The 14,045-nt window shown below is 58.2% G+C and carries 13 protein-coding genes and 1 tRNA gene; 7 read left to right on the top strand and 7 right to left on the bottom strand.

Going from position 1 to position 14,045, the window contains the following annotated elements:
- From Q368_RS0122320 to Q368_RS0122305, 4 genes are all read left to right on the top strand, one after another.
- A partial coding sequence (locus tag Q368_RS0122320) for an ATP-binding protein (protein ID WP_029460381.1) occupies positions 1-213 on the top strand: 213 nt, incomplete at its 5' end.
- 184 nt (positions 214-397) lie between these two features.
- Positions 398-1,171, top strand: coding sequence for a hypothetical protein (locus tag Q368_RS0122315; protein WP_029461231.1), 774 nt, complete (start codon positions 398-400; stop codon positions 1,169-1,171).
- Positions 1,172-1,615: 444 nt separating this feature from the next.
- Complete coding sequence (locus tag Q368_RS26190) at positions 1,616-2,077, top strand: hypothetical protein (protein WP_156955858.1); 462 nt, start codon at positions 1,616-1,618, stop codon at positions 2,075-2,077.
- Entirely contained in the window at positions 2,074-2,553 is a 480-nt protein-coding gene (locus Q368_RS0122305; protein WP_029461230.1) for a hypothetical protein, read from the top strand. Before Q368_RS26190 ends, Q368_RS0122305 begins: the two co-directional genes overlap by 4 nt.
- A 64-nt stretch (positions 2,554-2,617) precedes the next feature.
- On the opposite strand, the gene Q368_RS0122300 is transcribed toward Q368_RS0122305, so the two are convergent.
- From Q368_RS0122300 to Q368_RS26185, 6 genes are all read right to left on the bottom strand, one after another.
- Positions 2,618-5,725: a type I restriction endonuclease subunit R gene (locus tag Q368_RS0122300; protein WP_029461229.1), complete on the bottom strand. Its 3,108-nt coding sequence runs from the start codon at positions 5,723-5,725 to the stop codon at positions 2,618-2,620.
- A 19-nt stretch (positions 5,726-5,744) separates the two neighbouring features.
- Positions 5,745-6,674, bottom strand: coding sequence for a DUF5655 domain-containing protein (locus Q368_RS0122295; protein ID WP_029461228.1), 930 nt, complete (start codon positions 6,672-6,674; stop codon positions 5,745-5,747).
- Positions 6,671-8,056, bottom strand: coding sequence for a restriction endonuclease subunit S (locus Q368_RS0122290; RefSeq protein ID WP_029461227.1), 1,386 nt, complete (start codon positions 8,054-8,056; stop codon positions 6,671-6,673). The genes Q368_RS0122295 and Q368_RS0122290 overlap by 4 nt, the downstream gene beginning before the upstream one ends.
- Entirely contained in the window at positions 8,053-9,102 is a 1,050-nt protein-coding gene (locus tag Q368_RS0122285; protein ID WP_211249800.1) for a virulence RhuM family protein, read from the bottom strand. Before Q368_RS0122285 ends, Q368_RS0122290 begins: the two co-directional genes overlap by 4 nt.
- Positions 9,099-11,204, bottom strand: coding sequence for a type I restriction-modification system subunit M (locus Q368_RS0122280; protein ID WP_029461225.1), 2,106 nt, complete (start codon positions 11,202-11,204; stop codon positions 9,099-9,101). Before Q368_RS0122280 ends, Q368_RS0122285 begins: the two co-directional genes overlap by 4 nt.
- 318 nt (positions 11,205-11,522) lie before the next feature.
- Positions 11,523-11,596, bottom strand: a tRNA-OTHER gene (locus Q368_RS26185).
- 128 nt (positions 11,597-11,724) lie between these two features.
- Between Q368_RS26185 and Q368_RS0122275 the strand changes: the two genes are divergently transcribed.
- From Q368_RS0122275 to Q368_RS0122265, 3 genes are all read left to right on the top strand, one after another.
- Positions 11,725-12,948, top strand: coding sequence for a tyrosine-type recombinase/integrase (locus Q368_RS0122275; RefSeq protein ID WP_029461224.1), 1,224 nt, complete (start codon positions 11,725-11,727; stop codon positions 12,946-12,948).
- A gap of 67 nt (positions 12,949-13,015) precedes the next feature.
- Complete coding sequence (locus Q368_RS0122270) at positions 13,016-13,294, top strand: type II toxin-antitoxin system RelE/ParE family toxin (protein ID WP_029461223.1); 279 nt, start codon at positions 13,016-13,018, stop codon at positions 13,292-13,294.
- Positions 13,269-13,628, top strand: a complete 360-nt coding sequence (locus Q368_RS0122265; protein ID WP_342665724.1) for a HigA family addiction module antitoxin — start codon at positions 13,269-13,271, stop codon at positions 13,626-13,628. Before Q368_RS0122270 ends, Q368_RS0122265 begins: the two co-directional genes overlap by 26 nt.
- 134 nt (positions 13,629-13,762) lie before the next feature.
- On the opposite strand, the gene Q368_RS27340 is transcribed toward Q368_RS0122265, so the two are convergent.
- Positions 13,763-14,045, bottom strand: a 283-nt coding sequence (locus Q368_RS27340) for an ATP-binding protein (RefSeq protein ID WP_029461138.1), incomplete at its 5' end; no start/stop codon positions are given.

The raw sequence follows: 14,045 nt of genomic DNA, 5'->3' as shown, positions 1-14,045 counted from the left end.
TCCCGAAACAGCGCCCAACTCCTGTTCCATCTGCTCTCCAAGCTCTACGAGCGGACCTCGGTGCTGGTGACGACAAACCTGACGTTCGGCGAATGGGCGCAAGTCTTCGGAGACGCCAAGATGACCACGGCGCTCTTGGACCGTGTGACGCATCACTGCGAGATCATCGAGACTGGCAATGATAGCTGGAGGCTCAAGCACAGAAGCCAATGAGGCGCCCCCTCCCCGATTAGATGGAGGGCGGACATCAACATCGAGGGGGTCAATTTTGGACGCTGATTGGGGGTCACTTTTCGGTGCTGTTTGACACCAGTATAAAAAGGGCGGCAACGACCGGGAAAGCTGGCTGTGCCTACATGACGGGAACGACGCCCGGGTGGTACGAGCCGGCAAGACCATGCTGATTACCGGCGCGCGGCCCCAAGTCCTCGGAGGCATCCAGCCCGGCATCTTTGGCGCGGTCTACGGCTATGCCCTGCGTCTGGCCGGCGGCCTGCACGCCATCCGCCAGTTTGCCCACGGCCTGGAACCATGCACCAGCATCGGGCCTGAAGAATTACAGCACGGCCTTGACGCCGTGGGCTTCTACCTCGGGCAGGCCGTGGACGCGCTCCAGGTCATCCTGGACGACACACACGCCGCGCCCCAGGAGTCCTCCGGGCGCACTGTGCGCTTGGCCCAGGTCCTTGCCGCCTTGCGCGGCGAGGTCGAGAGCGGCCGTCTGGCCGTCGGGCATGTCTGGGAACGCTTCAACGCCGGCCTTACCCCGGAAGAACAGTTCGCCACGTCCAACAGCTTCGGCGCGTTCCTGCGGTCCTGCGGCCTGACCCTCACGGCCGGAAAGCACAACGCCAATGGCCGCCGTGGCGTGCATTGCCTCGTGTGGGACGAGCAGGTCGAAAACCGCGTCATGACAAGTCCGCCTTGTCCGCCAAGTCCGCTTTCTCAGGCAGGAAGCAGCGTTATGGCAGCGGACCGGGGAGAGACGATATCCGCCGGGTCCTCCGAAAGGGGCGATATGTTGGTCCTGGAAGCGGACCAAGCGGACTTTGTGCCGGCTGGGTCCGCCGCCGAAAACCCGCTTGAATTCGATAAAAGCGGAGTAGGCGGACAAGGCGGACTTCTTATGACCCATCATCACCCCGAACCCCAGGACGGAGCTTTTGCATAGGCCCCCTCCCCCTCCTTTCGAGGCCGCACGCAAAAGACGGATAACCGGGGGGTGTCTGCCCCCAGGAGACGTCGTGGGTCCCATAAGGCCAGTTGCCAGCGTCAATTATTGGCGCTTTCTGGTGAAGAACACCTCCAGGCCTCCGTGTTTTTGGCAAAATTCGAATGAAGTTCCAGCGGGATAAGACGGGGGTGTCCAGCGGACCGAACAGCTCTATCGGCATATAACACATTAAATACACAGAAAAAATTCATACAACACCGGAAAAGGCTGTTATGCCGAATGGCAATAAATAAAATATATAATAAATTTAGTATGTTATTGTGTCAACCCTGCGCGAACCTCAACTTTTTTTGCAAATGATTTCGGCAAAATCCGGGAGGGAAAAAGATGGGAGGTTACGGGTCCGGGCGCTATGGCATGCGCGCATGAAAAAAACCAACCGTGGAGGATTTCCGGTCCCTGGACGTCGGCCGCTGGGTCCGGGAAGGCATCATCGCGCCGGGTGTCGTGAGGTATGGCGGATGGCAATGGACACGCAGCGGGAAAACCGTTGCCAGCATTGGTTATGAAACCCGATGCGATGCAGAACCGGCCTTTATCCGGCTGCATTACACCTGCAACAACACCGAGCAGATGGAGTACCGCGTCGATCTGGACAGGACCCGGCTGACATTCGGCTGGCGATGGTGGTTTCGGTGTCCGAACGCCCATTGCGGTCGACGCGTCGGCAAGCTCTACCTCGTTGGGAAAATGTTCCTCTGCCGGGAATGCGGCGGCCTGACTTATGAGTCGCGCCAGGAAAACCGCCGCAGCACGGACAGAATTTGCGGCCTCATCGGGGCCGAACTGGGCATCACCGGCAAGGAAGTCCGAAAAATCATGCGCAAGGAGCGGGAAATATGAGCGAGCAGCAAAATTACACGGGCGGCCCCAAGTCCGCCGCAGGCAAGGCCATTGTCGCCACCAACGCCATCACGCACGGCCTGACCGCCAAGGAACTGGTGCTGCCCGGCGAGCGAAAGGCCGACCTTGTCGCTTTGCGGCAATCCCTCGTTGCCGATCTCCGCCCGGTCGGGGACATGGAAGCGCTTCTCGTGGAGCGGGTAGCGCTGTGCTTGTGGCGACTGCGACGGGTCATGCGCTTCGAGGCCGGTTACATGGGCAATGGCCTTGGGGCTCCGAAACACCGGGACCCCTACGGCGACTTCATTTCCCACTTCCAATCCGCCGACAAGTTGGTCCTGCTCACCCGCTATGAAACCGCCATCGAGCGCAGCATGTACCGGGCACTTGGGGAACTGCGCGCCATGAAAGAAGCGCGGGGGCAAGCCGGGGATGGCTCCATCGACGTGACGCCTGCGGAGGCGTTTGTTTCGTAAAAAAGGGCGTGGCAGGGTCAAGCAACCTTGAGGACGAGCAAGAAACAGCAAACCATCGATTCGGTTATCCTTCGATTGTCGCCTCATCTTCCTTGGCAAGGATTGTCTCAAATATATTCTTGGTAAGTATTGGGCGCACGACCCCTTGGAATTGCTGGTCAGATATGTAGCGCGTGGCGATGCGGTCGTTATCCGCCATGCGCTCCAGCATCAATTCTTCAAGAAGGCGCATGATACCAAGTTCAAACTTGTCCAAGGGGTTGGCCTTGGCTGTCTGAATGATGCGTTGATTCTTGCATGCTTTTTCCTTGATCTGTTGAAAAAACAGGATGTCTTCGTCGGTAAATTGTGTCCCGAATCGTTCGTTGACGGCCCGAATAATTTGAGACAGTGGCGCTTTTTCTTCCGTGGACTTGCCTGTCCCGACGTCGGTTGGACTTTTCACGCCTGGATCATCACCCTCTTTTAGGTCGATACTGCCGGAATAAATGCGTTCCATTCTATAATAGCGAAGCGCCACTTCGTCGCTGACCTTGATGACAATCCCGTCGCGCTCCAAGGGCAAATGCGGCAGAAGAAGACGGCCGAAGCTGTAGAGCATTTCCAGATCGGGATCGGCATAGGGTATGATCTGGCTTAAAAAGGCGTAGAGCTTCACGTATCCCGACAGCTTGTCCCGGAATTCGTTTCGCTTTTCCGGGTCCTCTTCGGCCTTGAAACGGTCCACAGAGGGTTGCAGATGCCGTTCCATGTGGGCGTGGTCGGACGGCGTCTGCTTGGCCAGCGGCTTGTAGAAAATCCGGGCGAACGCCTCGACTTCGCTCCAATGGTATATCTGGGTCAGGTCGAGTTCGTGCTTGAGGGTTTCCAATGCCGAGGGATCGGACGGTTGTTGCAGGCTTGTGGCATCGTAGTACGGCTTGAAGGCCCGCAGGATATTTTCGGCTTCATTGACGAAGTCGAGGACAAAGGGCGCGTCCTTTCCGGGAATCTTGCGATTGAGGCGGGACAGGGTCTGCACGGCCTGCACATTGTCGAGGCGCTTGTCCACGTACATGGTGTGAAGCAAGGGCTGGTCGAAGCCGGTCTGGTACTTATTGGCGACCAGGAGAATCTGGTAATCAGGCGAGGCGAACTTCTCCGGAAGCTGGGCTTCGCTGATGGGCTTACCGGTCACGCGATCCGTGTTCATGCCGGGTTCGGTATACTCCAGGCCGTTTTTCGGGTCTTTGACCGTCCCGCTGAAGGCCACCATGGGGCGAATATCCGTGTAGCCATGCGCTTCGATGTAGCGCTCGAAGGCCTGCATGTAGCGCACGGCATGGAGCCGGGAGGAGGTCACCACCATGGCTTTGGCCCGGCCGCCGAGGAGGCGGCTGACGTGGCGGCGAAAATGCTCCACCATGACTTCGGTTTTCTGTTCGATATTGTGCGGATGCAGGCTCATGAATTTGGCCAGGGCGCGGGCGGCCTTTTTCTTGGGCAGGTCCGGATCGTCTTCGATGGCCTTTATCAGGCGGAAGTAGGTCTTGTAGGTGGTATAGTGGGTCAGCACGTCGAGGATGAAGCCTTCCTCGATGGCTTGGCGCATACTGTAAATATGGAACGATTCCGGCTTGCCGCTCGGCCCCGGACGGCCGAACAGTTCAATGGTCTTGCCCTTGGGGGTGGCGGTGAAGGCGAAAAAGCTCAAGTTCGGCTGGCGGCCGCGCGTCTGCATCACCTGATTGAGGCCGTCTTCCCAATCGGCTTCGTCTTCATCGGTCTCGGCATGGGCCGCGCCAAGTATCCCCTTGAGTTCGCGGGCCGTCTCGCCGGTCTGGCTGGAATGGGCCTCGTCCACTATGACCGCGTATTTCCGGGCGGCGATGGCTTCTTCCCATTCCTTGGCTTGGCGCTTTTCATCCTCGTTGGCGGCGTCGCGACTCTCGGCTCCGGCGGCGTGGAGTAGGCCGCGCAGGACAAAGGGGAACTTCTGGAGCGTGGTGACCACGATTTTCGTGCCGTCGATGAGTGCCGCCGCCAATTGCCGGGAATTCTGGTCAATGGCCTGGACCACGCCTTGGGCATGCTCGATCTGGTAGATGGCGTCTTGCAACTGCTTGTCCAGGACGCGGCGGTCGGTGATGACGATGACGCAATCGAAAACCTTCTCGTCCGCCTCGTTGTGCAGGCTGGCCAGCCGGTGGGACAGCCAGGAAATGCTGTTGGTCTTGCCGCTGCCGGCTGAATGCTGGATCAGGTAATTGCCGCCCGGCCCTTCGGTTCGCGCGGCGCTGACGACTTTCCCGACCGCGTCGAGTTGGTGGTAACGGGGGAAAATCAGCGTTTCCCTGGTGACCAACTTCTTGCCGCCCCTGCCGTCATCCACCTTCTCTTCTTTCTTTTGCAGGAACATGTAGTGACCGAGGATATCCAGAAACACGTCGCGTGAAAGGATCTCCTCGAAGAAGTAGCCGGTACGGTAGCCCGAGGGATGCGGCGGGTTGCCTGCGCCGCATTGGGGATTGCCGGGGTGGTTGCCGCGATTAAACGGCAAGAAATGTGTGGCTTCCCGGCGCAGGCGGGTGGTCATGTGGATTTCGTCGGGATCGGCGGCAAAGTGGACGAGCGCGCGGTTTTTGAACTGGAACAGCGGCGCGCGGGGGTCGCGGTCCTGCTGGTACTGTTTGACGGCGTGTCGCCAATTCTGGTGCGTGTTGGGGTTTTTCAGTTCGCAGGTGGCGACGGGCAGGCCGTTTACGGCAAAGACGAGGTCCACGGCATCACCGGCTGCCGGATGGCAGGGGACTTGCCGGGTCACGGTCAGGACGTTTTTGGCGTAGAGGTCCAGGACTTCGGCGTTGAGGCTATGGGCGGGTTTGAAATAGGCCAGCCGGAAGAGCTTGCCGTAAAATTTGAAGCCATGGCGCAGGACATGGAGTGCGCCTTTGCGGTCCAGTTCCTTGGCCAGGGCGACGATGAGCAGCGTTTCGAGATTCGCGCCGTGCAGTGACCGCATCTGCTCCCACAGGGCTGGCTGGGAGTCTTCGAGGAAAGCCAGCACGCGGGGCGGGAAAAGGGCCAGATCCACATCCCATTCGGCCAAATCGCCCGCCTGCCAACCGGCCTTGGTCAGCAGCATGATTTCCACATAGGATTCGAAGGCCTTCTCGGTGGTCTGGCTGGACATCCCTTTCCCCCGGCAGCACTCAGCTTGCTTGGTAGCTTTGTTCCAGGAACGGCTTGGCGCGCTCGAAGTCTTCCATGGTGTTGATGGCTATTTCCATGTCGCCTGTGCCCAGGTGGCCGATGTTGCGCACGTCGCGGGTGAGGCCTTCGATGATGTTTTCCGGCGTCGGCGTACACTTTACAGAAACGACAAGGCGCTTGGCCTGGACGCCGATTTCCACACAGGCGAAGTTTTTTATGCGCTTGAAGGCGATATAGTGCTTGAGCACCTTTTTCGTCACGTCGTCGCCGAGGGCCAGCAAGTAATCCTCAAGGGCGTGGTAAAGGTCTTTGACCTCCGGCTGGGCCTGCTCCAGATAGTCTGAAACGGTCTTCACGGTCGGCCGGTCGGCTTCCGTAGAAGGACAGGAGGGGGCTGGCGCGGACAATGCGCCGCCGTTGACGGCCGTCACGGCGTTGACCATTTCCAGTATGAGAAAGCCTTCGGGGTAGTGGCGGTAGCGGATGAGTTCGATATTGCGGTTGATCTGGGCCACGGCGTGTTCGTCGTAGCGGGTGAAGTCGCCGGCTATGCAGAGCAGGCGCGGGGCACCCCATTCAATGGCGTTGGCGGCGTCGCGGCCGTAGCGCTCCAGGACCAGCAGCTTGAATTCGGCCTGATGGTCCATGAGCCAGTCGAGGTAGAAGAGCCCCTGGTTGATGACGTTTTCGTTGGTGGCGCGCTTGTATTCGATGATGGCCGGGCAGCCGTTTTCGTCGATGCCGAGCGTATCGATGCGACCCTTGTGCTTGCTGCCGGTGGAATATTCCGAAGCCAGGAAGCGCACGCCAAGGAGCGCGTCCAGGTTGCGTTCCATGAGTGTTTGCAACGATTTTTCCAGAGCCAGGGACTGGCCGTGGAGTTCGGCCACGCCCTCGGGGGAGAGACGGAACAGTTTGGTGTCACTCATTGGACGGCCTCCCGTATGTCGATTTGGCCAGTCACAGCGGCGGTTATGAGGGCGGCGCGGTATTCCTGCAAGCGGTCGATGGCGGTTTCGACCTTGGCGACCAGAACGTCGATGGCAGCGGTCTCGCGATCGAGGTAGGCGGCTATGGCGCGTTGCTCGGGGAGGGGGGGGACGGGTACCCATAGTGATTTCACATCGTCTAAGGAGAGTTGAATCTTCGTCCCACCATAGCCCTGACCATTTAGTTGGGCTTGCCCAAAATCTGCTAAAGTCGAGTATGCTACATATTCAGGCATCATTTCATCCATACCAATCCGAACAAGCGCAATATGCTGATTGATATATCCCCCAGCGACATCGATAGTCGCTACAGAAACAGAACCTAAATATGCCGTAATTGAAAACAATAAATCACCAATCTCTATCCTTGTCCGCTCACCCTCAGCCCCTTGCGGCGGATCGACATATTGAATATCCGTCAAATCAACTCGAATAGAATGCCTTGTCAAGTTTCCAATTCGAACAAATATATCGCCATCGTCTGCATAATACTCGGCCCAGCCACGTGAACCACTTGTTATGAAACGAATGAAGCGTCTTAAGACAGCTACCTCCCAATGCTCCGGCACCTCCCCCAACCACTCGACGCCACTGTCCTTCATCTTCGGATGCGGATCGAGCCCGGCAGCCGTGGCAGCGTCCGGCGGCAGGCCGCGCGTGACGGTGCGGGTGATGAGCGCTGCGCGCTTTTCCTTGAGCTTGTCGATCAGCTCGCGCTTTTTGGCAATGAGGGTGTCGAGATTAGAGGTTTGGGCGTCCAGGAAGGCGGCGATAGCGCGCTGTTCGGGGAGGGGAGGGAATGAAATAACCAATTCTTTTACTATAGCAGAGTTAATCCCCTGCATTATACTTCCTTGTCCCATAAAATTAATTTGATTTTGAACAATGCTTGACTGATCTATTAACATTACTAAAAATTCTTTACATACAGCACCAACAATTCTCAGCCGCAACAAATGCGAGTCAATAATTCCAGGCTCTGCATTTTCTGGGACTGCTTTGCATTTTCCACTAGTCCCCATCATTGTCACTAGAATATCACCATGCCTTACATTATACGCAAGCATCTCCTTGTGTTTATCTATTGAAATCCTTCTGTGCCCAATGTCAAAATCATTATTTATAATATTTTCTTGCCCATATACTTTTACACCAACATCCACCATCTCTTCGAGTCTCAATGCACTGCCAAAAGGACCAATTTTAATTCCATCACCATCAACCAATAAGTTTTTGAGCCTCTTCACCTCCCAATGCTCCGGCACCTCCCCCAACCACGCGACGCCGCTGTCCTTATACTTCGGATACGCCGGATACTTCATGACGCATCCCCTCCCTTCTTCCCTCGGCGCGGACGCGTCTTGCCCGTCTTCTCCAGCGCCTTGGCGGCAGCTTCGAAATCCCGATCAACCGGCGTCACGTCGTTGGCGTGAGCAAGGCGGTACTTTTCATATTCACCCCGCGCCTTGTCCAAGGCCTGCTGGTGGCTCACCGTGCCCGCGTGCGCCAGCACCTCCCGGCCGCTCAAGCGCAGGAAATCATCCAGCTTGGCGATCCAGTCCCGCATGTACATGGGGTTCCGGTTGAGCGCCTGCAATTCCGCGAATTCCAGATAGGCCATGACAATCCGATTGAGTGCTTCAAGCTCCTCCGGACGCAGGTAGTTCTTGGCCACCTCCGCGTCCTGCTGCCTCGGCTTCGCTCCGGTGAAGGCGGTCAACCCCATGTTGGGGGCGTTGGCATCGGCGCGAAGGCTGATGACCTCGGCGGCGGTGTGGGCGTGAGCGGCGTAGTGCATCTTGTTTTGCACGGTGGCGAAAAAGCGCTTGGAGGCTTCGGCGGAAGGGTCATAGTCGATGCTGGTGGCGTAGATATCCAGCACCTTGCGCCAGAAAACCCGCTCGCTGGACCGGATGTCCCGAATGCGGGCCAGCAGTTCGTCGAAGTAGGTTCCCCCGGCGGGTTCCTTCAACCGCTCGTCGTCCAGGGCGAAACCCTTGACCAAATACTCGCGCAACCGCTGGGTGGCCCATTGCCGAAACTGCGTGCCCCGGTGGGAGCGGACCCGGTAGCCGACGGACAGGATGGCATCCAGGTTGTAAAACTTCGTTCTGTAACGTTTCCCGTCGGTTGCAGTTATTAAGGATTCCTTAACAACTGCCTCGGGCGCAAGTTCGCCGTCGGCAAAGATATTACGCAAGTGCGTGTTCACATTGGCCACGGTCGTCTGGAACAGCTCGGCCATCTGCCGCTGGGAAAGCCATACCGTACCGGCTTCGAAACGGACCTGGATGCGGGCACGACCGTCCTCAGTCTGGTAGAGCAAAAATTCGCCGCCAGCCGACGCGGGAAGCATGGCATCGGTCACGCCGTCACCTCCCGCAGCATGGCCATGATATCCGCTTCCAGGGCCTTGATGTCGGCTTCGATGGCTTCCAGGGGGCGCGGCGGCTCGTAGCGGTAAAAATGCCTGTTGAGCGGAATCTCATAGCCGATCTTGGTCTTGGCGTGGTCGATCCAGGCGTCCGGCACATGGGGCAGCACTTCGCGGCGGAAATAGTCTTCCACGTTCTCCTTGAGCGGCACGCACTCGGTGTCCCGAAGACTGCTGTCCGGCTCGGGATTGCCCGACTTGTCGCGGCAGATGGCGGCGGTCTCGTCGCGTTCGGACAAGGCCGAAAGCACGGCCTTGCGTTCCGGACCAGTGAGCCCGACCCCGCCCGAGCGCCCAAACTTCTTGAGGTCGGCCAGAAAACCCTCCCGATCCATGTAAAGCTTCTGGTTGTTGCCTTCCCCGAAGGCCCGCAACATGAGCCGGATGACTTTCTGGCGCGCCCGGCCGGCTTCGATCTCCTGCAACCGAACGGCATCCTTTTTTTTGGTGCTGGCAGCCAGGTTGCGAAAGGCGGTTTCCTCGTCCAGCCGCGCGATGCGTTCCGGGCTGGCCTGGAAGTTGAGTCGCAAGGGCCGCTCCACCGTGATCTTGCGAAAGCCGAAATCCTCGTTGTCGAACACCTTGCTGACAATGAAGGTCTTCGTCTCGCCGTTGGCCCCCAAAACGCGCGTGTCGTCATCCAGGAAATCGCCATGGATGCGGGCAATGTCCCCGATCTGATCCGGTTCGCCCTCGTCGGCGTCGCCGATCTTGTTGCGCTTGTTGCCAAGGCTCTTTTTCATCTTCACGAAAAAACGCCGCGCGTCGATGAGCTGAATTTTCCCCTTACGAGCCGATTCCTTGCGGTTCGTGAGAATCCAGATGTAGGTGGCGATGCCGGTATTGTAAAAAAGCTGGTCCGGCAGCGCGACAATGGCTTCCAGCCAGTCGTTTTCAATGATCCACTGGCGGATGCTGCTTTCCCCGCTGCCCGCGTCGCCGGTAAAAAGAGGCGAACCATTAAAGACGATGCCGATGCGGCTGCCGCCGTCGGCCGGGGAGCGCATTTTGGACAGCATGTGCTGGAGAAACAGAAGCGATCCATCATTGATGCGCGGCGTGCCGGCTCCGAAACGCCCGTCATGCCCCAGGCTGTCCCGCTCGGACTCGATGAACTTGGCCTGCTGCTTCCACTCGACGCCAAAGGGCGGGTTGGCCAGCATGTAATCAAAAGTGATCTTGCGGCCCTCGGAGTCGCGGTCAAAAGCGTCTTCGGTGAAGCTGTTGCCCAGCCGGACATTGTCGGCGTCGTCGCCCTTGATGAGCATGTCGGATTTGCACACGGCCCAGGCTTCGTCGTTCCAGTCCTGGCCGAACAGGTGCGGATCGGCCTCGGCATTGAGCGCGCGAATATAGCGTTCGGCCACGGACAGCATGCCGCCGGTGCCGCAGGCCGGATCGAAGATGGTCTTCACCACATGGCTGCGGCCAAGGTCTTTCTCCGGCGAGAGGAGCAGGCCGACCATGAGCTTAATGACCTCACGCGGGGTGAAGTGCTCCCCGGCTTCTTCGTTGGCTTGTTCCGCGCCGATCCGGATAAGCTCCTCGAAGACATAGCCCATTTGCAGATTGTCCACCTTGTCCGGGGACAAATCGAGGCGTTCGTCGCAAAAGGCCTTGATGACCTCGAAAAGAAGATTCTTTTCGGCCATCTTGGCGATTTGCTGGTCAATGGCGAATTTTTCCATGATGGCCCGGACATTGGGCGAGAAGGCGGCAATATAACTGGCAAGATTCTGCGCCAGTTGATTCGGGTCATTGAGGAGCTTGGGGAAGTCCAGCTTCGACGTATTGTAAAACGGCCGCTTGGTGATTTTCTGGAGCAAGCTCCGCACGATGTTTTCGGGCTTGCCTTCGAGGGCCCGGTGCTGCTTGAGCACTTCCGCCTTGGTCGGAGCAAGCAGGCAGTCGAAGCGGCGAAGGACGGTGAGCGGCAGGATGACCTTGCGGTATTCGTTGCGCTTGTACGGGCCGCGAAGCAGGTTGCAGATGTTCCAGATGAAGCCGACAAGCTGGGCATGGGTTTCGGAAGTCATGAGTCATCCTTATAGAGACGACGCCGGGGCAATGCGGCAAAGCCCTGCCGTCCGGCCGGTGTCAGGTCAAATGGCCGCGTTGTGTTTTTGGCGAGAATCGGGGTCAATAGCAAGACCGATATGCGGCTCACTGCCGCTTCTGCCGGCTCCCGGGCTAGGGATACAGCCAATGCGGATATGAGGAAAGCGACTCTTGGATGCGTCTTCCCTTCCTCAACCTCCCCACCTATCAGCTTCAAAAGCGGGACCAGAGCGGGACCAAACCACCTTACCACGCAAAAGGGGCTGGACCCAATCAGTCCAACCCCTTGATTTTTATGGTGCTCCCGGCGCGATTCGAACGCACGGCCTATCGCTTAGGAGGCGATTTCAATGCTTTCACCTGACCTCACTTGAATCCATAAAAACCTAGACAAGACAGGTAGTAATGCATATCTATGGCACATAGGCTTTCACTCGATTTCACCCCGTTTCCTCAAATATTGGGGGACAGGTGGGGGACAACTTTCGGGGGACAGATATGGGCTACACTTGGAAGCAGACTAAGCACGAAGGCGTCCGATATCGTGAGCACCCTACCCGCAAGCATGGCGTGAAGCCCGACCAGTATTTCGCCATCCGCTACCGGGTGAACAGCCAGCGCAAAGAAGAGGCTTTGGGATGGGCAAGCCAGGGCTGGACCGCTGCCAAAGCAGCCCAGACCCTTGCCAAGCTCCAGGAAGCGGCCAGGACGGGCGAGGGTGCCACCAGTCTTGCCGAGAAGCGCAAGCAGGCCGAGGCCAAGCGCCAAGCCGAAGTTGAGGCCCGGGCCATCGAGGAACGCGAAAACATCACCCTGGCCCAAGTCTGGGGAAAATACTTGCCCGTGGCCCAGGCCAACAAAGCCACGCATACGGCTTATGCCGAGGAAGCCGCTTACCGCCTCTGGCTCTCCCCTACTCTGGCCAACAAGCCTTTACGAGACATCAAGCCCATCCACTTGGAGCGCATCAAGAAGACCATGGCCGAAGCCGGGCGCTCCGCCCAAACCGTCCGCCATGTCCTCGCGGCCCTGCGGCAGGTATTCAACTTCGCGAAGCGCAATGGCCTCTATGCCGGCGACAACCCGGTTTCCATGGTCAAGAAGCCCTCTGCCGATGCCCGCCGGTTGCGCTTCCTGACCCACGATGAAGCCGACCGATTGCTTGCCGCCCTGGCCGAACGGGAATCCAACGTCCATGACATGGCCTTGCTCGCCCTACATTGCGGCCTGAGGGCAGGCGAAATCTTTTCCCTGACCTGGGGCGACGTGGACATGGAACGCGGCGTGCTCATCCTGCGTGACACCAAAAGTGGCAAGACCCGGGCAGCCTACATGACCGAGGCCGTGACGACGATGCTGGCAGGCATGGAACGCCGAGGGCACAACGATCTGGTCTTCCTATCCGCCAATGGCGGGCGCATCGTGCAGGTTTCCGAGACGTTCAACCGCGTGGTCGCCGCTCTCGGCTTCAACAATGGCGTCACCGATCCGCGCCAGAAAGTTGTCTTCCACACCTTACGTCACACCTTCGCTTCCTGGCTGGTCGAGCAAGGTATCGATTTATATTCGGTCAAGGAGCTTATGGGACACAGCACGTTGGCCATGACCGAGCGTTACAGCCACCTTTCCCCGGACAAGCTGCGCCGGGCGGTCAAGACCCTGGAAGCGGGCATGAACACAGCCAAAGCCGGCGAAAAAGTCATACGGTTAGGAGAAAAATAGGCTGCCGAAGGAGTGCCACCTTTTTCCCCTTGCCCTTTTGACAGCCGTTACCTATGTGGTTACATCTATGATTAAGAGCTTCAAGCACAAGGGCCTGGAGGACCTCTTCTTTGACGGGACAGCCAAAGGCATCCAGGCCAAACACACCCAGAAGCTGACGGATATTCTGGATCGCCTGGATCAATCCACGGTACCCGGCGACATGGCCTTTCCAGGCTCAGGGCTGCACCCGCTCAAAGGGGACCGTGCCAAGTTCTGGTCCGTGAAGGTATCTGGAAACTGGCGTGTGATCTTTCGCATGGAGCAAGGAGAAGCCTACGATGTCGACTACCTCGACTACCACTGACGCCCCCCGGCGCAGAATGAACCGAAAGCCCACCCATCCGGGGGGCGTCATACGCCGGATGCACCTGGAGCCCCTCCGGTTGACGGTAACGCAACTGGCGGCAATTCTGAGGGTGTCCCGCAAGACCCTTTCAAAAATCATCAATGAACGGGCCGGAATCTCCCCGGATATGGCCTTGCGCTTGTCTCGGGCCTTCAACACCACGCCGGAACTCTGGTTGAACTTGCAGAAATCCCATGATCTCTGGGTTGCTGAGCATGAATTGACGGGATGGGAAAACGTTACGCCAATCCCGCTTTCATTGAAAACCGAGAATGGCCATGCCCAGGATTAAGGCCCGTGACCTGCACGAAAAAGCCATACGGGAAGATGCCGAATACCGGCGCGAATATGAAGCTCTCGAAGAGGAATTCTCCCTCATCGAGACCATGCTGCTCAGCGTCAATTACTCCTGGGCACTGACGACAACTATTCTTGTGCACGCACCTCGGCTTCAGCCAAGCGATCTTCGGGTATGAGTTCAGCGCCGCGTCCGTGGTCATTGCCGCGAAGCTGAGTGTCCGCATTCCGCTTTTGCGCTTCCTGGTTCCGGTAACTCTGGCCGGTCAGCTCCAGGATGACGCAATGGTGGACCATCCGGTCGATGGCCGCCGCCGTGGTCATGGAATCTTTAAAGATTTTGTCCCATTGCGAGAACACGAGGTTGCTGCTGATCAGCACGCTGCCGCGCTCATAGCGCTCAGCCAGGAAG

Origin of the sequence: Solidesulfovibrio alcoholivorans DSM 5433, from assembly GCF_000702665.1 — a bacterium.
Taxonomy (GTDB): Bacteria; Desulfobacterota; Desulfovibrionia; order Desulfovibrionales; family Desulfovibrionaceae; genus Solidesulfovibrio; species Solidesulfovibrio alcoholivorans.
This window is presented reverse-complemented; position numbering and strand designations above follow the sequence as displayed.

What these genes read in the sequence shown, in the direction of transcription:
- Q368_RS0122270 (WP_029461223.1), top strand. Translation starts at nt 13,016, where the DNA reads ATGATTAAGAGCTTCAAGCACAAGGGCCTGGAGGACCTCTTCTTTGAC.
- Q368_RS0122300 (WP_029461229.1), bottom strand. Translation starts at nt 5,725, where the DNA reads ATGTCCAGCCAGACCACCGAGAAGGCCTTCGAATCCTATGTGGAAATC.
- Q368_RS0122295 (WP_029461228.1), bottom strand. Translation starts at nt 6,674, where the DNA reads ATGAGTGACACCAAACTGTTCCGTCTCTCCCCCGAGGGCGTGGCCGAA.
- Q368_RS0122265 (WP_342665724.1), top strand. Translation starts at nt 13,269, where the DNA reads ATGTCGACTACCTCGACTACCACTGACGCCCCCCGGCGCAGAATGAAC.
- Q368_RS0122315 (WP_029461231.1), top strand. Translation starts at nt 398, where the DNA reads ATGCTGATTACCGGCGCGCGGCCCCAAGTCCTCGGAGGCATCCAGCCC.
- Q368_RS0122280 (WP_029461225.1), bottom strand. Translation starts at nt 11,204, where the DNA reads ATGACTTCCGAAACCCATGCCCAGCTTGTCGGCTTCATCTGGAACATC.
- Q368_RS0122290 (WP_029461227.1), bottom strand. Translation starts at nt 8,056, where the DNA reads ATGAAGTATCCGGCGTATCCGAAGTATAAGGACAGCGGCGTCGCGTGG.
- Q368_RS0122275 (WP_029461224.1), top strand. Translation starts at nt 11,725, where the DNA reads ATGGGCTACACTTGGAAGCAGACTAAGCACGAAGGCGTCCGATATCGT.
- Q368_RS0122305 (WP_029461230.1), top strand. Translation starts at nt 2,074, where the DNA reads ATGAGCGAGCAGCAAAATTACACGGGCGGCCCCAAGTCCGCCGCAGGC.